Source organism: Geodermatophilus sp. SYSU D00965 (genome assembly GCF_054050075.1).
The window spans coordinates 16,665-41,376 of sequence record NZ_JBJGYQ010000006.1 but is presented as its reverse complement, the minus strand read 5'-3'; the positions used below and the strand labels follow the sequence as shown (position 1 = coordinate 41,376).

Sequence of the window (24,712 nt, the reverse complement as noted above, 5' to 3'; positions counted from 1 at the left end):
CGGAGTGCCACGGCGCGGAGAACGCGCCCGTGGCACTCCGCTCGGCGATCTCAGCTGGGGTCCTGGCCCTCCCCGGAGTCCAGCCCCGCGGCCGCGGGGCTGAGCAGCCCGCGGCGGCGCAGCAGCGGCGTCGGGTCGGCCTCCCGGCCCCGGACGGCGCGGAAGGCCTCCAGCGGGTCGACCGACCCCCCGACCGCCAGCAGCCGCTCGCGGAAGACGTTGCCGTTCTCCCGGCGCAGGCCGCCGTTCTCCCGGAACCACTCCACGGTGTCGGCGTCGAGCACCTCCGACCAGATGTAGGAGTAGTAACCAGCCGCGTAGCCGCCGGCGAAGACGTGCTGGAAGTACGTCGTCCGGTAGCGCGGCGGGACCAGCGCGTAGGCGACGCCGGCCGCCTCCAGGGCGGCCCGCTCGAACTCCGCCGGGTCGCCGACCTCCGTCTCCGGGGTGATGCGGTGCCAGGCCTGGTCGAGCAGGGTGGCCGCCAGGTACTCCAGCGTCGCGAACCCCTCACCCCACAGCCGGGCCGTCTCGATCGCCTCGACCACGCCGGCCGACAGCGGCTCCCCCGTCTCGACGTGCCGGGCGTAGTTGCCGAGCACCTCCGGCCACAGGGCCCACATCTCGTTGACCTGGCTCGGGAACTCGACGAAGTCGCGAGGCACGCTGGTGCCGGAGAACCGGGGGTAGGTGACCGCCGAGCTCAGCCCGTGCAGCGCGTGGCCGAACTCGTGGAAGAGCGTGTCGACCTCGTCGAGGGTCAGCAACGTCGGCTGCCCGTCGGCGCCGCGCGTGACGTTGAGGTTGTTGACCACCACGGGCTTGGTGTCGAGCAGCCGGGACTGGGTGACGAACGAGCTCATCCACGCGCCGCCCCGCTTGCCCTCCCGCGCGTAGTAGTCGCCGAGGTAGAGGCCGACGGTCTCCCCCGCCTCGTCGGTGACCTCCCAGACACGGACGTCGGGGTGGTAGCCGGCGAGGTCCGGCCGCGGGGTGAAGCGGTACCCGTAGAGCAGCTCGGCTGCCCGGAAGACGCCGTCCACCAGCACGCGCTCCAGCTCGAACCAGGGCCGCAGGGCCGCGGTGTCGACGGCGTACCGCTCCGCCCGCACCCGCTCGCTGTAGAACGCCCAGTCCCACGGCGCGAGGTCGGTCACCCCGTCGGCGGCGGCGACCTCGGCCAGCGCCGCCGCCTCGGCTTGCGCGTTGGCCAGGGACGGTCCCACCATCCGGGCGAGCATCCCGTCGACCGCCGCGGTGGTCCGCGCGGTCGAGTCGGCGAGCACCAGGTCGGCGTGCGTGTCGAAGCCGAGCAGCCGGGCCCGCTCGGCCCGCAGCCGGGCGATCCGCGCCGCGATCGGGCCGTTGTCGTGCTCGCCGTCCGACGCCCGGCCCACCGAGGCCTCGAAGACGCGGCGGCGGAGGTCGCGGTTGCGCAGCTTGGCCAGCACCGGCTGGCCGGTGGGCAGCAGCAGCGGCAGCAGGTGGCCCTCGACGCCGCGGTCGGCGGCCGCGCGGGCGGCGGCGGCCACCTGCTCCTCCCCCAGCCCGTCGAGCTCGGCGGCGTCGGCCACGACCACCGCCGCGGCCTCGGTCGCGACCTGGAGGCTCTGGCCGAACGTCGTCGACAGCGCTGACAGCTCCCCGTTCAGCTCCGAGAGCCGGGCCCGGCCGGCGTCGTCCAGGCGGGCGCCGGAGAGCACGAAGTCCAGGTGGTAGCGCTCCACCAGCCGGACCGCCTCGGCATCCAGTCCGGCCTCGTGCCGGCCGGCGTGGACGGCGTCGATGCGGGCGAACAGCGCCGGGTCCAGGCGCAGGGCGTCGGCGTGTGCGGACTCCAGGGGCGCCAGCTCGCGCTCGATCTCCCGCAGCCGGTCGGAGGAGACCGACGAGGCCAGGTTGTGGAACACCGCCCCGGCGCGGCGGTAGAGCCGCCCGGACCGCTCGAGCGCGACCACGGTGTTCGCGAACGTGGGCGGCTCCGGCGAGCCGACGATGGCGGCCACCTCGGCGCGCTGCTCGGCCATCCCGGCGAGCATCGCCTCGCGGCAGTGCTCCAGGGTGGTCGCCGCGAACGGCGGCAGCTGCAGCGGCAGCGAGGACGGCTCGAGCAGCGGGTTGTCGGCGGAGGGGACGGCGGGGGCGGTGTCGACGCTCATCGCCTCAATACTCCGCCCGCCGCCGCCCGGTCACGTGACCGGCTGGGTCACCGACTCGCGGTGCGCTGGTAGAGCCGCACCGACAGGGGCACGAACACCGCCAGGATGACCGCCGTCCAGATCACCGAGTAGAGCACCGGGTTCTGCAGCGGCCAGGCGTCCGGCACCGGGGCGCCGGGCACCGTGTTCCCGAACAGCTCACGGGCGGCCTGCACGACGGCGGACACCGGGTTCCACTCCGCGAAGGTCCGCAGCACCGCGGGGAAGGTCTCCAGCGGCACGAACGTGTTGGCCACGAACGTCAGCGGGAAGATCACGATGAAGCTGGCGTTGTTGACCACCTCCGGGGTGCGGACCAGCAGCCCGACGACCGCCATCAGCCACGAGATCGCGAAGGCGAACACCAGCAGCACCAGGAACCCGGCGATCGCCTCGCCGACCGACGAGTGGATCCGCCAGCCGACGACCAGCCCGGTCAGCGCCATCACCACGATGGAGACGGCGTTGAGCCCGAGGTCGGCCACCGTGCGGCCGACGAGCACCGCCGACCGCGACATCGGCAGCGACCGGAACCGGTCGATGAGCCCCTTCTGCAGGTCCTCGGCCAGGCTCGCGCCGGTGATGGTGCTCCCGAACACGACCGTCTGCGCGAAGATCCCGGGCAGCAGGAACTCCGCGTAGCTGATGCCGTCGGGCAGCAGGATCGCCCCGCCGAACACGTAGCGGAACAGCAGCACGAACATGATCGGCGACAGCGTCGCGAAGACGATCAGGTCCGGCACCCGCTTGACCTTGATCAGGTTGCGGCGGGTGATCGTCAGGCCGTCGGAGAGGGCCACGCCCAGCGCGCTCACCGGGCACCTCCGCCGGACCGCGCCGGCGCCCGGTCGGCCCCGGTGCCGGTGCCGTCGTCCTCGGCGGCGCCGTCCTCCGCCGCGTGGCCGGTGAGGGTCAGGAAGACGTCGTCGAGGTCGGGCCGGCGCAGGCCGACGTCGAGCACCTCGATGCCGCTGCCCCTCAGGAGGCCCAGCGCCGTGGCCAGGTCGTCGGTCCCGCCGCTGACCGGCAGGGAGAGCCGGCGGGTCGACTCGTCCAGCCGCGGCTCGTCGACCGCGAGCACCCGCAGCCGGCCGACGGCTTCCTTGAGGTCGCCGGCGTCGCCCACGGTCAGCTCCAGCCGCTGCCCGCCGACCTGGGCCTTGAGCTCGTCGGCGGTGCCGCGGGCGATCACCCGCCCCCGGTCGATGACCACCATCCGGTCGGCGAGCCGGTCGGCCTCCTCCAGGTACTGGGTGGTCAGCAGGATCGTCGTCCCGCCGCCGGCGAGGTCGGCGATGAACTCCCACATCGACAGCCGGCTGCGTGGGTCCAGCCCCGTGGTGGGCTCGTCGAGGAAGAGCACGCGCGGCCGGGCGATCAGCGAGGCGGCGATGTCCAGTCGCCGGCGCATGCCGCCCGAGTAGGTCTTGGCCGGCCGGTCGGCGGCGCCGGTCAGGTCGAACCGCTCGAGCAGCTCGCCCGCCCGCGCCCGGGCCTCCCGACGGCCGAGCCGGTACAGCCGGCCGACCATCTCCAGGTTCTCGAACCCGGTGAGGTACTCGTCGACGGCCGCGTACTGCCCGGTCAGCCCGATGGAGGAGCGGACGGCATCGGCCTCGCGCGCGACGTCGAGCCCCACCACCTCCGCCCGCCCGGCGTCGGCCCGCAGCAGGGTGGCGAGGATGCGCACCACCGTCGTCTTACCGGCGCCGTTGGGCCCGAGCAGCCCGAGCACCGCCCCCTCGGCCACGGTGAAGTCCACCCCGTCGAGTGCGGTGGTCGCGCCGAACCGCTTGACCAGCCCCTCGACGACAATCGCGTCGCTCATGACGGGCACGGTAGGTGCGAGGTGCGACACTCCCCGACCGGTTTTCCGGCCCCGGGGTCCGCCCTCAGCCGGTGGTGACCGCGTAGCCGGCGTCGGCCAGCCGGCCGAGGACCTCCTCGGCGTGCTCGGGGCCGCGGGTCTCCAGGACGACGAACACCTCGACCTCTCCGAGGTCCAGGCGGGTCGCCGTGCGCTCGTGCTCGACCTCGAGCACGTTGGCGCCGGCGTCGGCCAGCTCGGTGAGCACCGCCGCCAGCGACCCCGGGCGGTCGGGCACCCGCAGCCGCAGCCGCAGGTACCGGCCGGCCGCCGCCATGCCGTGCTGCACGACCTTCAGCAGCAGCACCGGGTCGATGTTGCCCCCGGAGACGACGGCCACCACCGGCGGCCGGAAGGCCGCGGGGTCGGCCAGCACGGCGGCGACGGCCGCGGCCCCGGCCGGCTCGACCACGAGCTTGGCCCGCTCCAGGCAGAACAGCAGCGCGCGGGAGAGGTCCTCCTCGCTGACCGTGCGCACCTCGTCGACCAGGTCGCGGACGTGGGCGAAGGTGAGCTCGCCCGGTGCGCCGACGGCGATGCCGTCGGCCATCGTCGCCATCCCCGCGAGCGCCACGGGTCGGCCGGCGGCCAGCGACCCGGGGAACGCGGCCGCCGCCTCGGCCTGGACGGCGACCACGCGCACGTCCGGTCGGCGGGACTTCACCGCCGCGGCGATCCCCGACACCAGCCCGCCCCCGCCGGTGCAGACGACGACGGTGGACACGTCCGGGCACTGCTCGAGCACCTCCAGGCCCACGGTGCCCTGGCCGGCGATGACGTCGGGGTGGTCGAACGGGTGGATGAACACCGCGCCGGTGCGCTGCGCGTGGTCGACCGCCGCCGCCATGGCCTCGGTGAGGTCGTGGCCGACGAGCCGGGCGTCCGCGCCGTACCCGCGGGTGGCCGACACCTTGGGCAGCGGGGCCTGGGCCGGCATGAACACCGTGGCGCGGATGCCGAGCAGTTGCGCGGCCAGCGCGACGCCCTGGGCGTGGTTGCCGGCGCTGGCGGCGACGACGCCGCGGGCCCGCTCATCCGCGCTCAGGCGGGCCAGCCGGGCGTACGCACCGCGGATCTTGAACGAGCCGGTGCGCTGCAGGTTCTCGCACTTGAGCCACACCGGCCCGCCGGACCGTTCGGCCAGCGCGCGGGAGTGCTCCAGCGGCGTGTGCCGGACGACGCCGTCGAGGAGGGCGGCCGCGGCGTCGACGTCCGCCCCGCTGACCAGAGGCACCCGTGCTGCGACCACGGGTGCGATCCTCGCAGGCAGGAGCCGCCGAACGGGTGCCCCCACCGGCAGCGGCGTCGTACCGTGGCTGGGGTGACGGACCCGGGCACCACAGCCTCCGCTCCCCCCGCCCCCACGACCCTGGGCGAGCTCCGCGACGGCGGGGCCACCTTCCGGCCGGTCAAGGCCGAGATCCGCGCCAACCTGCTCGCCCGCCTGGGCGCCGGCGAGCCCACGCTCCCCGGCATCGTCGGTTTCGAGGACACCGTGGTCCCCGAGGTGGAACGCGCCCTCATCGCCGGCCACGACCTCGTGCTCCTCGGCGAGCGCGGCCAGGGCAAGACGCGGCTGATCCGCACGCTGGTCGGCCTGCTCGACGAGTGGACGCCGGTGCTGGCCGGCAGCGAGCTCAACGAGCACCCGCTGCACCCGATCAGCGTCTGGGCGCACCGGCAGATCGCCGAGCACGGCGACGCGACGCCGGTCGGCTGGCTGCACCGCAGCGAGCGCTTCGGGGAGAAGCTGGCGACGCCGGACACCAGCGTCGGCGACCTCATCGGCGACGTCGACCCGATCAAGGTCGCCGAGGGCCGCACCCTGGGCGACCCCGAGACGGTGCACTACGGCCTGGTGCCGCGCACCAACCGGGGCATCTTCAGCGTCAACGAGCTGCCCGACCTCGCCGAGCGGATCCAGGTGGCGCTGCTCAACGTGCTCGAGGAGCGCGACATCCAGATCCGCGGCTACCGGGTGCGGCTGCCGCTGGACCTGCTGCTCGTGGCCAGCGCCAACCCCGAGGACTACACCAACCGCGGGCGGATCATCACCCCGCTCAAGGACCGCTTCGGCGCCGAGGTGCGCACCCACTACCCGCTCGAGCTCGCCGACGAGATCCGGCTGCTGCACCAGGAGGCGCACACCAGCTGGCTCGGCGGGACGGGTGCCGGACCGCAGGGCACCGCCGCCGGGGACGGGCACTTCGACGCGCCGGTCATCCCCGAGCACCTCGCCGAGATCGTCGCCCGCTTCGCCCGGCTGGTGCGCGAGTCCAGCCACGTCGACCAGCGCTCCGGGGTCAGTGCCCGGTTCGCCATCGCCGGCCTGGAGACCGTCGCCGCCTCCGCCGTCCGCCGGGCCGCCGTGGCCGGGGAGACCCGGCCGGTGGCGCGGGTGGTCGACCTGCCCAGCGTCGTCCCGGCCAGCCGCGGCAAGGTCGAGTTCGCCGACGCGGGCACCGACCCGGACGACGAGCGGGAGCTGGAGATCCTCGAGCACCTGCTGCGCCAGGCGACCGCCCAGACCTTCCGCGCCCGCTGTGCCGGCCTGGACCTCACCGGGCTGCAGGAGCACTTCACCGGCGGGGAGACCGTCGAGTCCGGGGAGCTGGTGCCCGCCGCGGCGCTGCTGGGTCAGCTCGGCACCATCCCGAAGCTGGCCGAGCTGCTGGGCCGGCTGGGCGTGCCGGAGGGCGAGCAGTCGGCCGAGCAGGCCGCCGCCGCGGTGGAGTTCGCGCTCGAGGGGCTCTACCTCACCCGGCGGTTGGCCAAGGACACCGACGGCCCGCGCACGGTGTACGGGGCCTGACATGGCGTTCCGGCGCGGTCGCGGCCACCGCTACTCCAGATGGCACGGCGGGCCCGACCCGCTGGCCCCGCCCTACGACCTGGGCAGCGCCGTCGACGAGATCGGCGACTCGGTGCTCGGCGGCAGCGGGGTCCGCGAGGCCCTGCGCGAGCTGCTGCGCCGGGGCATGGACGGCCGGCGCGGCCTGGACGAGCTGCGCCGGTCGGTGCGCGACCGGCTGCGCCAGGCCCGCCAGGCCGGGCGGATGGACGGCACCCTCCAGGAGGTCCGCGAGCTGCTCGACCGGGCGCTGGAGGCCGAGCGGCGGGAGCTGTTCCCCGACCCCGACGACGCCGCCCGCCTGGCCGAGGCCGAGCTCGACGCGCTGCCGGAGGACACCGCCGGCGCCGTCCGGGCGCTCAAGGACTACGACTGGCGCTCGCCGGAGGGACGGCAGGCCTACGAGCAGATCCAGGACCTGCTGCGCCGGGAGGTGCTCGACAGCTCCTTCGCGTCGATGAAGCAGGCGCTGCAGAACGCCACCGAGCAGGACATGCAGGCGGTCAAGGACATGGTCGCCGACCTCTCGCAGCTCATCGACGCGCACAACCGCGGCGAGGACACCGACGAGCAGTTCGCCGAGTTCATGGACAAGCACGGGCAGTTCTTCCCGGACGACCCGCAGTCCATCGACGAGCTCATCGACTCCCTCGCCCGCCGGGCCGCCGCGCAGGAGCGGATGATGGCCGGGCTCTCCGCCGAGCAGCGCGCCGAGCTGGCCGACCTGATGGCGCAGACCATGGCCGACATGGGCCTGGCCAGCGAGATGGCGCACCTGCAGGACGCCCTCCGCCAGGCCCGGCCCGACCTGCCGTGGGGCCAGCGCGGTCAGGTGCCCGACGGCGAGCAGTCCCTCGGCCTGGGCGACGCGACCAGCGCGGTGGCCGAGCTCGCCGACCTCGAGGCGCTGTCCAACCAGCTCTCCCAGGGCTACGCCGGCGCCTCGCTGGCCGACGTCGACGAGGAGCTGCTGGAGCGGGCGCTGGGCCGGCCGGCCGTCGACGACCTCGCGGCGCTGCGCCAGCTGGAGCGGGAGCTGGAGCGCCAGGGGTACCTGAACCGCTCCGACGGCAAGCTGGAGCTCTCCCCCAAGGCGGTCCGCCGGCTGGGGGCCACCGCGCTGCGGCGGGTGTTCGCCAAGCTCGACGCCACCGGCCGCGGCGACCACGACATGGCCGACGCCGGCGCCGCCGGGGAGTTGACCGGCGGCAGCCGGGAGTGGCAGTTCGGCGACGAGCAGCCGCTGGACGTCGTCCGGACCGTGAAGAACGCGGTCCTGCGCACCGCGCACGAGCCTCGTCGTCGAGCCCACCCCACCACCCCCGGCACGACCAACGACCGGCACGTCCGGATCGCCGTCGAGGACTTCGAGGTCGCCGAGACCGAGCGGCGCAGCGGCGCCGCGGTCGCCCTGCTGGTCGACCTCTCCTACTCGATGGCGCTGCGCGGCACCTGGGGGGCGGCCAAGTCCACGGCGATGGCGCTGCACTCGCTGGTGACCACCCGCTTCCCGCAGGACGCGATCCAGATCATCGGGTTCTCCTCCACCGCGCAGGTGCTGCGCCCGGAGACCCTCGCCGAGCTCTCGGTGGACACGCTGCAGGGCACCAACCTGCAGCACGGGCTGATCCTGGCCCGCCGGTTCCTCGCCCGGCACCGGGACGCCGAGCCGGTGGTCCTGGTGGTCACCGACGGTGAGCCCACCGCCCACCTCGAGGACGACGGGACGCCGTTCTTCTGCTGGCCGCCGATGCCCGAGACGATCGCGCGCACCGTCGCCGAGGTGGAGCGGGTGGCCCGGTCGGGGGCGACGATGAACGTCTTCGCCCTCGACCCGGAGCCCGGGCTGGTGCACTTCGTCCACGACATCACCCAGCGGGCCGGCGGCCGGGTGTTCACCCCCGACAGCGAGCGGCTCGGCGAGTACGTGGTCGCCGACTACCTGCGCACCCGCCGGGGCCGTCGGGCCCGCTGAGAGGGCCCCGTCCTCCCCGCCCCTCGCAGGCTCGGGGCGGTGCCCTGGACGGGGCCACCTCCGGCGCCTGCCCGGGCGCATCGGGGACGATGGGCGCCGTGCCCGCGGTGACCGTCGAGGAGGTCGGCCTCGACGTGGTCCTGCCGCTGCGCAGCGCCGTCCTGCGGAACGGCGGCCCGGCCGGCATGCCGGGGGACGACGACCCGGCGACCGTGCACCTCGCGGCGCGCACCGCGGACCGCGAGGTGCTCGGCGTCGCCCGCCTCTCCCCCGCGCCCTGCCCGTGGCGCTCGGCGCGCGCCCCGTGGCAGCTGCGCGGCATGGCCACCGACCCGACCGCCCGCGGCACCGGCGTCGGCCGGGCCCTGCTCGACGCCGCAGTCGCCCTCGTCGCGGCGCGCGGCGGGGACCTGCTGTGGTGCGACGCGCGGACCACTGCCGCGGGCTTCTACGAGCGCCAGGGGTTCACCGTGGTCGCCGGGCCCTACGACAAGCCCGGCATCGGGCCGCACCTCGGGATGCTGCGGGAGCCGGGCGGGCGCTGAGTTCCGCGGCCGGACGGGGTCTGCACGACATGACCGAGTACGTGCGGACCGCGGACGGCGTGCCGATCGCCTACGACCGCGAGGGCGCCGGCCAGCCGGTGATCCTGGTCGACGGTGCCGGGCAGTTCCGCGCCGTCGACCCCGACACCCGCGCGCTGAGCGGCGAGCTGGCCGCGCGCGGCTTCGACGTCGTCCACCACGACCGGCCGGGCCGCGGCGACAGCGGCGGCGACCCGCCGTTCGGGCTGGCCGGGGAGGTGGCCGCGATCCGGGCCCTGCTCGGCGTGGTCGGCGGGCGCGCCTGGCTGTACGGGAGCTCCTCCGGCGGCGCGATCGCCCTCGCCGCCGCGGCGGAGCTCCCCGGCGTGCAGCGGCTGGTGCTCTGGGAGGTGCCCCTCGACGACGAGGAGGGCACCACCGGCGCTGAGTACCTCGCCGCCGTCCGGGCGCTGGTGGCCGCCGACGACCGGGAGGGGCTCTGGCGGCTGTGGACCGAGGACATGCCCCCGGAGTGGTTCGAGCAGATGCGCACCGGGCCGCACTGGCCGCTGTTCGAGCGGATGGCACCCACCCTCGAGGCCGACGCCGAGGCCCTGGCGTGGACGCAGTCCGCGCCGCGGCGGCAGCTGTGGGCCTCGGTCACCGTGCCCACGGTGGTGCTCCTCGGCGCGTCCACCTTCCCGTTCATGGCGACCGCCGCCGAGTCGATCGTCGCGGCCCTCCCCTCCGCCGAGCGCGCCGAGATCCCCGGCACCGCTCACCGCTGGCGGGCGGCCGACCTCGCCGCCTGCATCGCCGGGTACCTGCCGGACCGGGTCAACGGCGCACCGGTTGGGCGCCGCTCGAGCTGATCCCCGGGATGTCCCCGGCGCGGAAGGCGTCGACGAACAACCGGTGGTCCTCCTGGGTGCGCCGGGCGTACGCCGCGGCGAACGCGACGACGTCCTCGGTGAACTCCTCGCGGCGGTCGCCGACCATCGCGGTGATCGCCTCCTCGGTCTGGAACGGCACCAGCGTGTGGTCGCTGTCGACGTCACCGACGCAGTGCACCTTCGCCGTCGCCCGCCCCAGCTGGGTCATGACCGGCGCGATCTCCTCGGGCTCGGTGAGGTCGTCCCAGTCCAGGTCCACCTCGTAGGGCGAGAGCTCCTGGACGACGAACCCGACGCCGTCGATCTCGGTGTGCCCGAGGAACTGCGAGGCGTTGGCCTGCAGCGCCCGCTGGCTGACCGCCGTCCGGTGGCCCTCGTGCTCGAAGTAGCCGCGGATACCGGGGTCCCGGACGATCCGGCTCGGCGCCGGCACGTTGCCCTGCTTCAGAGAGAGGACGACGTCGTTCTCCAGCGCCTGGTCGTACCCCTCGATGAGCACGTTGTAGGCGGGCAGCCCGGCGCTGCCGATGCCGAAGCCGCCCGTGGCGACGACGTCCTTCACGTCGTAGGCGACGTCCCGCCGCCGGCGGGGCGGGTACACCGTGTCCCGCCACCGGTCGAGGGCGGCGAGCACCCGGTCGCGTTCGGCGTCCTCCAGCCGGCGGTTGCGGGGCCCCTCGGCGAAGCGCCGCTCGAAGTTCTCCACCACGGTCATCCGGTCCAGCAGCGCCTGCCGGGTGCGCGCCGTCGTCCGCAGGATGGCCTCGTGCACGGCGCCCTCGGTGTTCTCCTTGACCAGGGCGAAGGTCCGGTCGTCGTCGAGCCGGGTGAACGCCGCGACCTGGTCGAGGTAGGCGTACAGGTACCGGCGGAGCAGGTCGGCGATGACGTCGTCCCCGAGGGCCTTGCGCCAGGCCAGCAGCGCGAAGCTGGCGGCGAACCGGCGGAGATCCCAGCTGACGTGCCCCAGGTAGGCCTCGTCGAAGTCGTTGACGTCGAAGACGATCCGCCCGGCGCCGTCCATGTAGGTACCGAAGTTCTCGGCGTGCAGGTCGCCCTGGATCCACACCCGGCTGGTCCGCTCGTCGCACCAGCGGTCCTCCTGCTCGGCCATGTCGGCGTAGAACAGGCAGGCGCTGCCCCGGTAGAACGCGAACGGGTCGGCCGCCATCTTGCGGAACTTGGTGCGGAAGGCGTCGGCGTCCGCGGTCATCAGCTCGGAGAACGCGTCGACCAGCACGTCGACGATCTGCCGGGAACGGTCACCGCTGACCCCTGCGAGGGAATGCGCCATGGGGGGACCGTAGGGGGCGGTTAACCTGCGGAACAGGCGATCGGCGCAGCTGGAGGACGGGGTGGCGGTGACTCGAGCGGGCACGGCATGGCGACTGGCCACCGGTGCGGCCTACGGCGGCGGCGGGCTGGGGCTCGCCGGCGCCGGGCTGGTCGCCCTGCTGCGGACCCAGGCGCGCGCCGCCCGGCGGAAGGTCGAGGCACGGACGTCGAAGGCCGACCCGCCCTCCGGCAACGGCGTCTACGGCCGCGGCCGCGGCAAGCCGATCGTCCTCGCCGTCCTCGGGGACTCCAGCGCGGTGGGGCTGGGCGTGGAGCGGGCCGCCGAGACCCCCGGCGTGCTGCTGGCAGCCGCCCTCGCCGAGCTGGCCGAACGGCCCGTCCGGCTGGTCCGGCTGGCGGTCTCCGGGGCGGAGTCCTACGAGCTCGAGGAGCAGGTCGACAAGGCCCTCGTCGAGCAGCCGGACGTCGTGACGATCATGATCGGGGCCAACGACGTCACCAGCCGCACGCGCCTCTCCACCTCGGTGCGGCACCTGCGCGACGCCGTCCGCCGGCTGGTCGAGTCCGGCGCGGAGGTCGTCGTCGGCACCTGTCCGGACCTCGGCACGATCCGGCCGATCGGCCAGCCGCTGCGGCTGCTGGCCCGCCGCTGGAGCCGGCAGCTGGCCGCCGCGCAGACCATCGCCGTGGTCGAGGCCGGCGGGCGGACGGTGTCGCTGGGCTCGGTCCTCGGCCCGCGCTTCGCCGAGGACCGCGGCCTGTTCAGCGTCGACGAGTTCCACCCGAGCGCGGCCGGGTACGCCGCCGCGGCCGCCGTGCTGCTGCCCTCGGTCGCCGACGCGCTCGGCGTCTGGCCGGCGGCCGCCGACCGCGGGCTGCGGAACCTGCGCCGCGACACCGTCCGTCCGGTCGCCCGGGCCGCCGCGCGGGCCGCGGGCCGCACCGGCACCGAGGTGCAGGCCACCGCGGTCCGGGGCTCGGAGACCGGCCCGCGCGGACCGTGGGCGCGGCTGCGCCGCCGTCGCCCGCCGGACCTGCCGACCCCCGAGCAGGCCGAGCGCGCCGCCGAGACGCCGATCGCCTGACCGACAGCGGCGGGAGCCCGCCGGGCATGCGGTCGACACCGCCGACCGACACCGCGCGGGCGTTACCGGGGAGTAGGTTCGGGGCGACCCGACGTCCGGCGTCCCCCGTCGGATCCGCCTCATCGTGGAGGACCCATGCCCGAAGCCGTCATCGTCGCGACCGCCCGCTCCCCCATCGGGCGCGCGTTCAAGGGCTCGCTCAAGGACCTGCGGCCCGACGACCTGACCGCCACGATCGTGCGGGCGGCGCTGGAGAAGGTGCCCGCGCTCGACCCGACCGACATCGACGACCTGATCCTGGGCTGCGGGCTGCCCGGCGGGGAGCAGGGCTACAACATGGCCCGCGTGGTGAGCGTGCTGCTCGGCATGGACCACCTCCCCGGCACGACGGTCACCCGCTACTGCTCGTCCTCGCTGCAGACCACGCGCATGGCCATGCACGCGATCAAGGCCGGCGAGGGCGACGTGTTCGTCTCGGCCGGCGTCGAGATGGTGTCCCGCTTCGCCAAGGGCAGCAGCGACTCCCTGCCCGACACGAAGAACCCGGCGTTCGCCGAGGCCCAGGCGCGGGTGGCCAAGACCGCCGAGAGCGGCGCCGACTCGTGGACCGACCCGCGGGAGAACGGCGAGCTGCCGGACATCTACATCGCCATGGGGCAGACCGCCGAGAACCTGGCGCTGCTCAAGGACGTCTCCCGGCAGGAGATGGACGAGTTCGCCGTCCGCAGCCAGAACTTGGCCGAGCAGGCCATCGCCGACGGCTTCTGGGCGCGCGAGCTCACCCCGGTCACCACGCCCGACGGCGCGGTGGTCAGCACCGACGACGGCCCGCGCCCCGGCACCACGCTCGAGGGCATCGCCGGGCTCAAGCCGGTGTTCCGCCCCGACGGGCGGGTCACCGCGGGCAACGCCTGCCCGCTCAACGACGGCGCCGCCGCGGTCGTGGTCATGAGCGACACCAAGGCCCGCGACCTCGGGCTGACCCCGCTGGCGCGGATCGTCTCGACCGCGGTGACCGGGCTGTCGCCGGAGATCATGGGCTACGGCCCGGTGGACGCCTCCAAGCTGGCGCTGCAGCGGGCCGGCATGAGCATCGGCGACATCGACCTGGTGGAGATCAACGAGGCGTTCGCCGCGCAGGTCATCCCCAGCTACCGCGACCTGGGCATCGACATCGACCGGCTCAACGTGCACGGCGGGGCGATCGCCGTCGGCCACCCGTTCGGCATGACCGGCGCCCGCATCACCGGCACGCTGATCAACGGCCTGCAGACCGAGGACAAGACCTTCGGCCTGGAGACGATGTGCGTCGGTGGCGGCATGGGCATGGCGATGGTCCTGGAGCGGCTCTCCTGAGCAGCTGACCCGACGATCATGGCGCCGTGACCACGCGGCACCGCCCTCAGCCGGTCACGGCGCCATGATCGCGGCGGGGACGCCCCCGGAACGGCCAGTGGCCCGGCCCCCTCGCGGGGACCGGGCCACTGTCAGGTGGTGCGGCGGTCTGCTCAGTCGTTCTGCAGGTAGGACAGCAGCCGCAGGATCTCCAGGTACAGCCAGACGACCGTCACGAGCAGGCCGAAGGCGATGTACCAGGCGAACTTGGCCGGCGCGCCGCGGCGGATCGCCTCGTCGGCCATGTCGAAGTCGAGCAGCAGCGAGAACGCCGCCACACCGATCACGATGACGCTGAACAGGATGGCGACCGGGCCACCGCTGCGCAGGCCGAGGGCGTCACCGCCCACGAACAGGCTGACGACCAGGTTGACCAGGATCAGCGCCAGGACGCCGAACATCGCGCCGACGATCCACCGGGTCAGCTTCGGGGTGACCCGGATGGCGCCGGTCTTGTAGACGACGAGCATGCCGGCGAAGACACCGAAGGTGCCGATGACCGCCTGCATGACGATGCCGGGCCAGAGGTTGTTGAACGCCTCGCTGATGGCGCCGAGCGCGATGCCGTACAGCGCGCCGTAGGCGAGGGTCGCCGCGGGGTTGGCGATCTGCTTGAACGAGATCACCAGGCCCAGCACGAACGCCACCAGGACCGCGGGCAGGGCCAGGCCGAACGCCAGCTCCTGCGGGAGCAGCGCCCAGGTGGCGGCGGCCGCGAGCACGGTGACGAGGAAGGACAGCCCCGTCTTCTGGACGACGTCGTCCATCGTCATGTAGCGCGTCGTCGACGGCGCGTACGGGGACCGGGCGTACGGCGACGGCGCGGCGTACGGGTCCTGCGTCGGGGCGCCGTACTGGGGGGCTCCGTACTGGGGAGCGCCGTACTGCGGTGCACCACCCCACTGGCCGTACTGCTGGCCGTTGCCGGCAGCGGCGTTCGCGAAGCCCCGTCCGAAGACCGGGTTGTGGCTGGGCATCGTCATCTCCTCGAGGTGACCGGGCGGTTCGTGGGGTCAACGGTGCTCGACTCCACTCGGTCAGGTCAACGCCCGAGCGGCCCTGCGCGTTCCTGGGAGTTCCCCGGGCACCCGGACGAGGGGGTCGGACGTGCCCCCGGTCGGGTTCGAACCGACACTGGGACCCTTTTAAGGGGCCTGCCTCTGCCGATTGGGCTACGGGGGCTGCGTCGCCGGAACGCTAACCCCGCCGGGCGGCGCCCACCGCGAGCAGGGCCCGCAGGGCCGCCTCGACCGCCGGAGGACGCCGCCGCGGCACTGCGCGGCGACCGGTGAGACCGGTCAGCTCGCCTGCGCCGAGCCGGACTGCGCGCGGTCGGCCGCCGACGGCGGGGGCAGCTGGCCGGCGCGGCCGGTGTTGGCCGCCGCGACGAACTCCCGCCGCGGGTCCTGCAGCTGGCCGAGGGAGATGACCTCGCGGCGGAACACCGCGGCGAGGGTCCAGTCGGCGACCACCCGCGCCTTGCGGTTGAAGGTCGGCACCCGGCTGACGTGGTAGCTGCGGTGCATGAACCACGCCGGCCAGCCCTTGAGCTTCACGCCGTAGACCTGGGCGACGCCCTTGTGCAGGCCGAGGCTGGCCACCGACCCGGCGTACTCGTGCCGGTAGGGCACCGGCTGCTCGCCGCGCAGGGACAGCACGATGTTGTCGGCCAGCCGCTTGGCCTGCCGGACGGCGTGCTGCGCGTTGGGCGCGGTGGTGGCGGCGGGGTCGTCCTTGGTGACGTCGGGGACGGCGGCGAGGTCACCGGCCGACCACGCGTCCTCCAGCCCGCGCACCTGGAGGGTCGGCTCGCACACGACCCGGCCGCGCTGGTCGAGCGGCAGGTCGGTGCGGGTCAGCATCGGGTTGGGCTTGGTGCCCGCCGTCCAGACCAGGGTGTCGCTGTCGAACTCGTCGCCGTCGCTGAGCCGGACGTGGCAGTCGCTCACGGACTCCAGCCGGGTGTTGAGCCGCACGTCCATGCCCCGGGCGGTGAGCTGCTTGACCGTCCAGGCGGCCATGTCCAGGTCGACCTCGGGCAGGATCCGCCCCATCGCCTCGACCAGCACCCAGCGCATGTCGGCCGGGGACAGCCGCGGGTAGTAGTGCTCGACCGCGTACCGGGCCATGTCCTCGAGCTCGGCGAACGCCTCGACGCCGGCGTACCCGCCACCGACGAAGGTGAAGGTCAGCGCCCGGCGGCGCACCTGCGGGTCGTCGGTGGAACTGGCCGCGTCGAGCCGCGCGAGCACGTGGTTGCGCAGGTAGATGGCCTCGCCGACGTTCTTGAACCCGATGCCGTGCTCGGCCAGCCCCGGGATGGGCAGCGTCCGCGCCACCGAGCCGGCCGCCATGACCAGCACGTCGTAGGAGAGCTCGAAGGGCTCCCCCTCGATGGGCGCGATGCTGGCCCGCCGGTCGGCGTGGGTCAGGCTCGTGACCGCGCCGGTGATGACCCGGCACCGCGGCAGCGTGCGGCGCAGTGGCACCACCACGTGGCGCGGCTCCACCGAGCCGGCCGCCGCCTCCGGGAGGAACGGTTGGTAGGTCATGTGCGGCTGCGGGTCGACGACGACGATCTCCGCCCGCCCCCGGGAGAGCCGCTTCTGCAGCCGGAGGGCGGTGTAGAGGCCGACGTAGCCGCCGCCCACGACCAGGACCACGGGTCGCTGCGCCATGGGGGGAGCCTAGGGGGCGGACGGCGGTCCCGGCACCGTCGCGGCGACTTCGGTGGCCCGGGACAGCACCGCGTCGAGCATCGGCTCGGTCAGCTTGCCGGTGAAGGTGTTCTGCTGGCTGACGTGGTAGCTGCCCAGCAGGGTGAGCGGCCCGCGCGGCCCCTCGAGGGTCACCTCGACCCCGTGCCCGAACGCCGGCCGCGGGCGGGGCAGCCGGTAGCCGGCCGCGGCGAGCACCGGCCACAGCGCCGTCCAGCCGAAGCCCCCGAGGACGACGACGACCCGCAGCCGCGGCAGCAGGGCCAGCTCCCGGGCCAGCCACGGGGAGCAGGTGTCCCGCTCCTCCGGCGTCGGCGCGTTGGCCGGCGGCGCGCACCGGACGGCGGCGGCCACGCGGACGTCGCGGAGCTCCAGCCCGTCCCCGACGTGGGTGGACGTGGGCTGGTTGGCCAGCCCGGCCCGCCACAGCGCCGCGAAGATCCAGTCGCCGCTGCGGTCGCCGGTGAACACCCGCCCGGTGCGGTTCCCGCCGTGGGCGGCGGGAGCCAGCCCGACGACGGCGATGCGGGCGTCGGCCGGGCCGAGACCCGGAACCGGGCGGCCCCAGTACTCCCACTCCCGGAACGAGGCCCGCTTCACCTCGGCCACCTCCTCCCGCCAGGCCACCAGCCGGGGGCACGCCCGGCAGCCGGAGACGCGGCTGTCGAGGACGGCGAGGTCGCGGGCGCCCCGCGCTGCGCGGACCACGCCGGCGGGGCTGCGGGTCACGGGGAACCCGGCGGCGTCGGTGACCACGCGCGTCAGTTGACCATCCGGGGAGGCGCCCCCGTGGACCGGGGCGGCATGATCACCTCCGTGGCCCGGAAGAAGACGCAGAAGTCGCCGATCACCTGGAAGCTCCTGGGCACCGGCATGGCGGCCGGGACGGGGATCGCCGTCCGCAGGCTCACCGACGCCGGCTGGTACGCCGTCCGCGGCTCGACCCCGCCCCGGAACCCCGCCGCGCCCGGTGTCGGCTGGGGCGAGGCCCTGGCGTGGGCGGCCGTGTCCGGCGTGGCCGTCGCGGCCGGCCGGCTCGCCGCGGCCCGCGGGGCCGCGGCCGCCTACGAGAAGCTGACCGGCAAGCTGCCGCCCGGCGTGAACAGCGAGAGCCCGCGCCCCTGACCCGGCGCGCAGCGGCCCCGAGAAGCCGGCGCAGTTTCCCCCTTTCGGGGTTCGTCAGCACTCCGCCCCCCACCTAGCCTCAGTTCGGTCAGCGACCGGGACCGACGACGTGCCGGCGCGTGGGTGAGGAGTGTGGACGTTGGACACAACGGTGTCTCTCGCCGGGCACGGTCCCGGCACCGCTGTCCCGGCCGAGGAGGTCGGGCGCGCCGAGGACACCGCGCCGGCCCGGGCTCCGGAGTCCCCGGGCGTGGACCGGGGTCCTGCGCCCGCCGGCCGGCCCCTGCCGCCGACGGCCGACCTCCGGTACGTCCGCGACCAGGCCGCCTTGGACGCCCTGGCAGGTGCCTGGGACGACCTGTGGGCCCGCTGCCCCTCCGCGACGCCGTTCCAGACGCACGCGTGGACCAGCGCCTGGGCGCGGGCCTACGTGCCGGCCGGCCGGCTCGCCGTCGTCACCGTGTGGGACGGCGACGTCCTGGTCGCCGCGGCGGCGCTGCACCGCGTCCGCCGCGGGCTGGTCCACGTCCTCGCCCCGCTGGGCGGGGACCTCTCCGACCACACCGACGTCCTGGTGGACCCGGCGGTGCCCGACGCCGGACGGCGGCTGGTGCAGGCGCTGCTGCAGGTGCCCGGCTGGCGCCTGGTCGACCTGCCCGAGGTGCTCCCGGACGGCGCCGCTCAGCGCTGGGCGGAGGACTGGCCGGGCCGGGTGCGGCGGGCGACCGGATCGGTGATCCTCGAACTGCCGGCGCTGCCGGTGGCGGAGGTCCTCGCCCGCGTGCCGGCGCGGACCGCCGGGACCCTGAAGCGCAAGCTGCGCAAGATCGAGAAGCTCGGTGTGCAGCGCACCGAGGTGACCCCGGCGGCCGTCCCGGGGGCCGTCGCCGACCTGATCCGGCTGCACGAGGCCCAGTGGGCCGGCCGCCGCGGGAACCCCGAACACCTCACCGACCGGTTCCGGCGCCACCTCGCCGAGGCCGTCGCGGCGATGATCGAGCGGGGCCAGGCGGTGCTGGTCGAGTACCGCCTGGACGGCGAGGTGATGGCCAGCGAGGTCGACCTCGTCGGGCACCGGCAGCTGGCGTACTACCTCGCCGGCATCTCCCCGGAGCTGCGGCAGCACATGGACACCGCCGTCCTCCTGGTCAGCGGCGCCCTCGAGCGGGCCGCGCGGCTGGAGAAGCAGGAGTACTCCTTCCTCCGCGGGGAGGAGGACTACAAGCTCCGCTGGCGCCCGGACGAGGTGACGACCACGCGGATCATGCTGGCCCGCCCCGGGCTGCTGGGCTCGGCCGGCTACCTCACCGGGACCGCCGTCTGCGGGGGCGCGCTCGCGCTGGCCCGGCGGGCGCTCCGCGGCCGGGCGCGCGAGCTCGCCCGCACCGTCATGCACGGCCTGCGCACCCTCCGCGCCCGCACGTAGCCCCCGGACGGCGCGGCCCGCGCCCCCGGGTCAGCGCCCGGCGAGCCCCAGCGCGATGCCGTCGAGGATGTCGTGCTCGCTGACGACGACGTCGTCGAGGGCGAAGGCGTCCATGACCACCCGCAGGACCAGCGAGCCGGCGCCGATGACGTCGACCCGGCCGGGGTGCATGACCGGCTCGGCCGCGCGCCGCTGCCGCGTGGCGGTCAGCAGCCCCGCGGTCACCGAGCGGACGGCGGAGACGGGGATGCGCGACCCGTGGATGGCGACCGGGTCGTAGGCGGGCAGCCCGAGCGCCAGCGCGGCGACCGTGGTCACCGAGCCGGCCAGCCCCACCAGCGTCGCCGCCTCGCCGACCGGCACCACCGCGGCCACCTCGGCGAGCGCGGCGCGGATGTCGGCCTCGGCGCGCTGGATCTCGTCGGCCGTGGGCGGGTCGCCGTGCAGGTGCCGCTCGGTCAGCCGGACGCAGCCGACGTCGACGGAGCGGGCCGCGCGGACGCCGCCGGCGTCCCCGAGGACGAACTCCGTGGACCCGCCGCCGATGTCGACGACCAGGTAGGGCGCCTTCGGGGCGGGCTGGCCGTGCGCGGTGACCGCGGCGTCCAGTGACGCGGTGGCGCCGAGGAAGGACAGCCGCGCCTCCTCGTCGCCGGGGACGACGTCGGGGAGCCGGCCCAGCGTGGCCACCACCATGTCCTCGAAGTCGGCGCGGTTGGCGGCGTCCCGGCTGGCGCTGGTGGCCACCATGCGCACCGCCGTCGCACCGAGCTCGCGCGCCTGCGCGGCGTACTGGGCGAGGACGACGCGGGTGCGCTCGATCGCCTCGGGCGCCAGCCGTCCCGTGGCGTCGACCCCCTGGCCGAGCCGGACGACCTCCATGCGGCGCAGCAGGTCGGTGTGCGGCCCCTCGGGCGGGACGTCGGCGACCAGCAGGCGGATGGAGTTGGTGCCGCAGTCGATCGCGGCCACGCGGGTCACTTCTGCGCCTCCTCGGGGGCGCAGGGGCCGTTGGCCCACCACTCCCCCATCTCGGCCACCGCCCGGTCGCCGATCGGGTTGACCCCGGGGCCCGCGGCGAGCGCGTGACCGGCGAGCGCGTGCAGGCACTTCACGCGGTCGGGCATGCCGCCGGCGGTGTTGCGGGTGGGCAGCTCGCCCAGAGCGTCGCGCTCGGCCAGGTAGGCCTCGTGGGCGGCGCGGTACCCCGCGGCGAGCTCGGGATCGGTGCCCAGGTCGGCCTGCCACTCGCGCATCCGGCCGGTGGACTCCAGCCGGCTGGCCGCGGCGTTGGCCCGGGGGCAGGTCAGGTAGTACAGCGTCGGGAACGGGGTGCCGTCCTCCAGCCGCGGCGAGGTCTGGACGACGTCGGGCTGCCCGCAGGGACAGCGGTGCGCCACGGCACGCAGGGCCCGCGGCGGCCGGCCGAGCTGGCGGGCGACGATCTCGCGCTCCTCCGGGCCGACCGGCTCCCGGACGCTCCGCCCGGGCGCACTGGGCTCGTTCACTCGGCGGGCTCCTCGTCCCCGTCGGCCACGGCGACCGACTGCAGCAGGGCGTCGTACCAGGGCAGCTCGTCGGCCGGCTCGGGGACGGTGCCGGCGTCGCCCTCCACGGCGTCGCCGTCGACGACGACGACCAGCCGGTCACCGGGGAGGACGTAGGTCAGCCGCTCCCGCGCCTGCCGCGCGGTGTAGTCCGGGTCGGCCTGGCGCTCGAGCTGGGCCTGCAGTTCCTCCGCCCGCCGGTCGAGGGCGGTGCCCTCGGCGGCCAGCCGGGTCAGCTCGGCGCGGCCGGCGAGGAACTGGCGGACCGGCCCGGCCAGGGTGAGCGCGAGCAGCAGCACCAGCCCCCCGAGGACCACCGCGCGGCCGGTGAACAGCGGCCGCCGCGGCGTCGCCGAGCCGGTGGCCGACCGCGGCGAGCGGCGCCCGGGCCGGCGGGCCTCCGGCCGGCTGCCCGCACCGGAGCGGGAGCCGGCCGGGACCGGGCGGGACGCGGCGTTCGACAGCGGGCGCCCGGTGGAGCGACGCCGGACGGGCGGGACCGCTCCCGAACCGCCCCGCCGGCTCCGCGGAGCGCTCATCGGCGGAGGGACCTCATCGGCCGCCGAGCCGCGGGAACGCCGCGGCACCCGCGTAGCGGGCGGCCTCGTCCAGCTCCTCCTCGATGCGCAGCAGCTGGTTGTACTTCGCCACCCGCTCGCTGCGCGCCGGGGCGCCGGTCTTGATCTGCCCGCAGTCGGTGGCGACGGCGAGGTCGGCGATCGTGGTGTCCTCGGTCTCGCCGGAGCGGTGGCTCATCATGCAGCGGTAGCCGTTGCGGTGGGCCAGGTTGACCGCGTCGAGCGTCTCGGTGAGCGTGCCGATCTGGTTGACCTTCACCAGCAGCGCGTTGCCCGCCTTGCGGGCGATGCCGTCGGCCAGCCGCGCCGGGTTGGTGACGAACAGGTCGTCGCCGACCAGCTGCACGCGGTCGCCCAGCGCCGCGGTCAGCGCCACCCAGCCGTCCCAGTCCTCCTCCGACAGCGGGTCCTCGATGGACACGATGGGGTAGGCGTCGACCAGCTCGCCGTAGTAGTCGGTGAGGTGCTCCGCCGACCGGGTCTGGCCCTCGAAGTCGTAGCCGCCGTCGCCGTGGAACTCGGTGGCGGCGACGTCCAGCGCGAGGGCCATGTCGGTGCCGAGGCTGTAGCCGGCCTTCTCGACGGCCTCGGCGATGAGGTCGAGCGCGTCCCGGTTGCTGGGCAGGTCGGGGGCGAAGCCACCCTCGTCGCCGAGCCCGGTGGACAGCCCGCGGCCCTTCAGCACGGCCTTGAGCGCGTGGTAGGTCTCGGTGCCCATGGCCAGCGCCTCGGTGAAGGTCGCCGCACCGATCGGGGCGATCATGAACTCCTGCACGTCGACGTTGCTGTCGGCGTGGGCACCGCCGTTGAGGATGTTCATCATCGGCACCGGCAGCAGGTGCGCCGACGGGCCGCCGACGTAGCGGAACAGCGGCAGCCCGGCCGACTCGGCGGCGGCCTTGGCCACCGCGAGGCTCACGCCGAGGATCGCGTTCGCGCCGAGGCGCTCCTTGTTCGGCGTCCCGTCCAGGTCGAGCAGCCGCTGGTCGATGAGCCGCTGCTCGGCGGCGTCGTAGCCGACCAGCTCGGGGCCGATGACGTCGAGGACGTTGTCGACGGCCTTGCCGACCCCCTTGCCGCCGTAGCGCTCACCGCCGTCGCGCAGCTCCACCGCCTCGAACGCGCCGGTGGAGGCGCCACTGGGGACCGCGGCCCGGGTGATCGTCCCGTCGTCGAGGGCGACCTCGACCTCCACGGTGGGGTTTCCGCGCGAGTCGAGGATCTCCCGCGCGCCTACGGCGTCGATGCTGGGCACGAGGGGCAGCCTAGCCAGCCCGCCACCGCCCGGGGGCGCGCCCCGCTCAGGAGCCGGCGCGCTCCCCGGCTGCGGCGTCGAGTTCGCCGGCGTAGCGCCGGACCGCCTCGCGCAACGCGTCCTCGACGTCCCAGCCGCGCTGGGCGGCGCCGCTCACCACGGCCAGCAGCCGCTCGCCGAGCTCCTCCGGGCTGCGGGCGGAGAGCTCCGCCGGGTCGGGCACGGGCAGGCCGGCCCGGCCGGCCCGTCGCACCAGCGCCGCCCCCCAGGACGCCGCGGGCTGGGACCGCGAGACCCCCTCGGTGGGCGACCGGCGCTGCTTCTCGGCCTGCTTGATCTCCTCCCAGCCGGCCTCGACCTGCGCGACGTCCCGGGGCCCGGCGTCACCGAACACGTGCGGGTGCCGGCGGACCAGCTTGTCGACCAGGTCGCCGGCGACCGCGTCGACGTCGAAGCGCCGGGCCGGGTCGGCCTCGGCGGCCACCCGGGCGTGGAACACCACCTGGAGCAGCACGTCGCCGAGCTCCTCGCGCATCGCGACCGGGTCGTCGTCGACGATCGCGTCGTAGGCCTCGTGCGCCTCCTCGAGCAGGTAGCCGCGCAGCGAGGCGTGGGTCTGCTCGGCGTCCCAGGGACAACCGCCCGGCGAGCGCAGCCGGTCCATCACGGCGACCACGTCGAGCAGCCGGGCCCCCGGCGGGAGCGGGGTGCCGTCGACGACCTCGGCGGCGCCGACGTCCTCCCCGGTCACCAGGGCGACGACGTCGTCGGCCGCGGCGGTCGCGGCGGCGGCATCCGGGACGTCGTCCACCGCGACGCCCGCCGACCGCAGCGCCGCGGCGGGTGCGGCTGCGGACGGGAGCGCGACGACGCGGCGACCGCCGGTGACCGCTCGCCAGCCGGCGGGTCCGAGCAGGCCGGGGAGGACGGGGCTGACGGTGACGGCGAGCGCGACGGGCACCCGGTCAGTCTCCGGCAGGGGCCGCAGCGGTGCCGTCCGCGTCGTCCAGCAGGTCGACCACCCCGCTGTCGTCCGGCACGATCTGCCCCTCGTCCAGGACGCCGAAGCGGGGGTTGACGTCGATGTCGAGGCCGTCCCGGACGTCGGCGACCAGCTGCTGCGCGGCCGAGTCGGCCTCGGCCTGCGCGGCCTGCTCCAGCTGCGGCCGCACCTCCTCGAACGACGGGGCCACCGGCTCCCCGACGAAGACGACGAGGACGCCGGGGAGCTCGCTGACGGTCGTGCTGAAGGCCGTGTTCGGCGCGGCGGCGGTGACCTGGTCGGCGATGACCGTCGGCACCTGGTCGGGGCTGCGCGGCTGCACCTGCGGGAGCGTCGTGTTACCCGGGTACTGGGCCGCCAGGGCCGGGTACGCGGCGGGGTCGGCCTGCAGCGTCGCCACGGCAGCGTCGGCGGCGGCCTGGTCGGGCACGGTGACGTAGCCGAGCTGGACCTGGGAGAGGCCGGGCAGCTGTTCGGCGTAGTCGGCCCGCAGCTCCTCCTCCGACAGGCCGGCGTCGACGCCCTCCTCGGCCGCGATCGCCTGGCGCACCATCTGCTGCCGGACGGTCTCGAAGACGTCTGCCCGGCCGACCCCCTGGGCGGCGGCCTGGGCGTAGACCTGCTCGGGGTCCTGGTCACCGATGAGCTCGTCGATGCGGGCCTGCACGTCGGCGTCGTCGACGGTGACGCCGTACTGCGCCGCCGCCCGCGCGTAGACCTCGGTCTGCACCAGCCGCGTGAGCACCAGCCGGGTGAACTCGTCCTCCCGGCCCTGGGTCGCAGCGGCCAGGTCGGCGTCGGACAGGCGCTCGTCGACCGCCGACTGCAGTTGGGCCACGGTGACCTGCTCGTCCCCGACGTAGGCCGCGACGTTGGGTGACGTCCGGCAGGCGGCCAGTGCCGCCAGCGCGGCGAGGCCGACGGCCAGGGTCGTGGTCAGGCGACGTGTCCGCACGTCTTGCGAGGGTGCCACACCG

General features: G+C 75.2%; 22 protein-coding genes and 1 tRNA gene. 8 read left to right on the top strand and 15 right to left on the bottom strand.

Features of this window, described 5'->3' with window-relative positions; translation table 11 throughout:
• Positions 1-50: 50 nt before the first annotated feature.
• From ACI789_RS07200 to ilvA, 4 genes are all read right to left on the bottom strand, one after another.
• On the bottom strand, positions 51-2,159 hold the full coding sequence (locus tag ACI789_RS07200; RefSeq protein WP_457007529.1) for a M3 family metallopeptidase: 2,109 nt from the start codon (positions 2,157-2,159) through the stop codon (positions 51-53).
• Positions 2,160-2,206: 47 nt separating this feature from the next.
• Positions 2,207-3,013, bottom strand: coding sequence for an ABC transporter permease (locus ACI789_RS07195; RefSeq protein WP_456917214.1), 807 nt, complete (start codon positions 3,011-3,013; stop codon positions 2,207-2,209).
• Positions 3,010-4,026, bottom strand: a complete 1,017-nt coding sequence (locus tag ACI789_RS07190) for an ATP-binding cassette domain-containing protein (protein WP_457007526.1) — start codon at positions 4,024-4,026, stop codon at positions 3,010-3,012. Before ACI789_RS07190 ends, ACI789_RS07195 begins: the two co-directional genes overlap by 4 nt.
• 64 nt (positions 4,027-4,090) lie before the next feature.
• Positions 4,091-5,314 (bottom strand): threonine ammonia-lyase, encoded by a 1,224-nt coding sequence (ilvA, locus tag ACI789_RS07185; protein ID WP_457007524.1) that lies wholly within the window; start codon positions 5,312-5,314, stop codon positions 4,091-4,093.
• A 72-nt stretch (positions 5,315-5,386) separates the two neighbouring features.
• On the opposite strand from ilvA, the gene ACI789_RS07180 reads away from it, so the two are divergent.
• The 4 genes from ACI789_RS07180 to ACI789_RS07165 all read left to right on the top strand — a co-directional run bounded on the left by ACI789_RS07180 (position 5,387) and on the right by ACI789_RS07165 (position 10,287).
• Positions 5,387-6,877 (top strand): sigma 54-interacting transcriptional regulator, encoded by a 1,491-nt coding sequence (locus ACI789_RS07180; protein WP_457007522.1) that lies wholly within the window; start codon positions 5,387-5,389, stop codon positions 6,875-6,877.
• 1 nt (position 6,878) lies between these two features.
• Positions 6,879-8,891 carry a VWA domain-containing protein gene (locus ACI789_RS07175; protein ID WP_457007520.1) on the top strand — a complete coding sequence of 671 codons (2,013 nt, stop codon included), beginning with the start codon at positions 6,879-6,881 and terminating at the stop codon, positions 8,889-8,891.
• Positions 8,892-8,980: 89 nt separating this feature from the next.
• Entirely contained in the window at positions 8,981-9,436 is a 456-nt protein-coding gene (locus tag ACI789_RS07170; RefSeq protein ID WP_457007518.1) for a GNAT family N-acetyltransferase, read from the top strand.
• A 29-nt stretch (positions 9,437-9,465) separates the two neighbouring features.
• Entirely contained in the window at positions 9,466-10,287 is an 822-nt protein-coding gene (locus ACI789_RS07165; protein WP_457007516.1) for an alpha/beta fold hydrolase, read from the top strand.
• Here the strand turns inward: ACI789_RS07165 and ACI789_RS07160 are convergent.
• The gene (locus tag ACI789_RS07160) at positions 10,253-11,602 is read right to left on the bottom strand and encodes a DUF2252 domain-containing protein (protein ID WP_457007514.1); all 1,350 of its coding nucleotides are present in this window, start codon (positions 11,600-11,602) and stop codon (positions 10,253-10,255) included. The two genes, ACI789_RS07165 and ACI789_RS07160, sit on opposite strands and share 35 nt — an antisense overlap.
• A 67-nt stretch (positions 11,603-11,669) precedes the next feature.
• On the opposite strand from ACI789_RS07160, the gene ACI789_RS07155 reads away from it, so the two are divergent.
• Both ACI789_RS07155 and ACI789_RS07150 read left to right on the top strand, forming a co-directional pair.
• A complete protein-coding gene (locus ACI789_RS07155) occupies positions 11,670-12,689 on the top strand; it encodes an SGNH/GDSL hydrolase family protein (RefSeq protein WP_457007512.1) in 1,020 nt (339 codons plus the stop codon).
• Positions 12,690-12,824: 135 nt separating this feature from the next.
• The gene (locus ACI789_RS07150) at positions 12,825-14,045 is read left to right on the top strand and encodes an acetyl-CoA C-acetyltransferase (RefSeq protein WP_457007510.1); all 1,221 of its coding nucleotides are present in this window, start codon (positions 12,825-12,827) and stop codon (positions 14,043-14,045) included.
• Between the two features lie 152 nt (positions 14,046-14,197).
• On the opposite strand, the gene ACI789_RS07145 is transcribed toward ACI789_RS07150, so the two are convergent.
• From ACI789_RS07145 to ACI789_RS07130, 4 genes are all read right to left on the bottom strand, one after another.
• On the bottom strand, positions 14,198-15,061 hold the full coding sequence (locus tag ACI789_RS07145; protein ID WP_457007508.1) for a Bax inhibitor-1/YccA family protein: 864 nt from the start codon (positions 15,059-15,061) through the stop codon (positions 14,198-14,200).
• A gap of 131 nt (positions 15,062-15,192) precedes the next feature.
• Positions 15,193-15,266 (bottom strand) — tRNA-Leu (locus tag ACI789_RS07140).
• Between the two features lie 116 nt (positions 15,267-15,382).
• Positions 15,383-16,762 carry an NAD(P)/FAD-dependent oxidoreductase gene (locus ACI789_RS07135; protein ID WP_457007506.1) on the bottom strand — a complete coding sequence of 460 codons (1,380 nt, stop codon included), beginning with the start codon at positions 16,760-16,762 and terminating at the stop codon, positions 15,383-15,385.
• A gap of 9 nt (positions 16,763-16,771) precedes the next feature.
• Complete coding sequence (locus ACI789_RS07130; protein ID WP_456917202.1) at positions 16,772-17,557, bottom strand: uracil-DNA glycosylase; 786 nt, start codon at positions 17,555-17,557, stop codon at positions 16,772-16,774.
• A 48-nt stretch (positions 17,558-17,605) separates the two neighbouring features.
• Here ACI789_RS07130 and ACI789_RS07125 point away from each other — a divergent pair, with 48 nt between their 5' ends.
• The gene (locus ACI789_RS07125; RefSeq protein WP_457007504.1) at positions 17,606-17,926 is read left to right on the top strand and encodes a DUF4235 domain-containing protein; all 321 of its coding nucleotides are present in this window, start codon (positions 17,606-17,608) and stop codon (positions 17,924-17,926) included.
• Between the two features lie 250 nt (positions 17,927-18,176).
• A complete protein-coding gene (locus ACI789_RS07120; protein WP_457007501.1) occupies positions 18,177-19,352 on the top strand; it encodes a GNAT family N-acetyltransferase in 1,176 nt (391 codons plus the stop codon).
• A 30-nt stretch (positions 19,353-19,382) separates the two neighbouring features.
• Here ACI789_RS07120 and ACI789_RS07115 read toward each other — a convergent pair whose 3' ends face one another.
• The 6 genes from ACI789_RS07115 to ACI789_RS07090 are packed head-to-tail and all read right to left on the bottom strand — an operon-like array spanning position 19,383 to position 24,690.
• Positions 19,383-20,333: a Ppx/GppA phosphatase family protein gene (locus tag ACI789_RS07115; RefSeq protein ID WP_457007499.1), complete on the bottom strand. Its 951-nt coding sequence runs from the start codon at positions 20,331-20,333 to the stop codon at positions 19,383-19,385.
• A complete protein-coding gene (locus ACI789_RS07110; protein ID WP_457007497.1) occupies positions 20,330-20,860 on the bottom strand; it encodes a DUF501 domain-containing protein in 531 nt (176 codons plus the stop codon). Before ACI789_RS07110 ends, ACI789_RS07115 begins: the two co-directional genes overlap by 4 nt.
• A complete protein-coding gene (locus ACI789_RS07105) occupies positions 20,857-21,438 on the bottom strand; it encodes an FtsB family cell division protein (RefSeq protein WP_457007495.1) in 582 nt (193 codons plus the stop codon). The genes ACI789_RS07110 and ACI789_RS07105 overlap by 4 nt, the downstream gene beginning before the upstream one ends.
• Before the next feature lie 13 nt (positions 21,439-21,451).
• Complete coding sequence (gene eno / locus ACI789_RS07100) at positions 21,452-22,732, bottom strand: phosphopyruvate hydratase (RefSeq protein WP_457007493.1); 1,281 nt, start codon at positions 22,730-22,732, stop codon at positions 21,452-21,454.
• A gap of 46 nt (positions 22,733-22,778) precedes the next feature.
• Positions 22,779-23,693, bottom strand: coding sequence for a MazG family protein (locus ACI789_RS07095; protein ID WP_457007491.1), 915 nt, complete (start codon positions 23,691-23,693; stop codon positions 22,779-22,781).
• A 4-nt stretch (positions 23,694-23,697) separates the two neighbouring features.
• Positions 23,698-24,690 carry a SurA N-terminal domain-containing protein gene (locus tag ACI789_RS07090; RefSeq protein WP_457007489.1) on the bottom strand — a complete coding sequence of 331 codons (993 nt, stop codon included), beginning with the start codon at positions 24,688-24,690 and terminating at the stop codon, positions 23,698-23,700.
• Positions 24,691-24,712 lie beyond the last annotated feature (22 nt).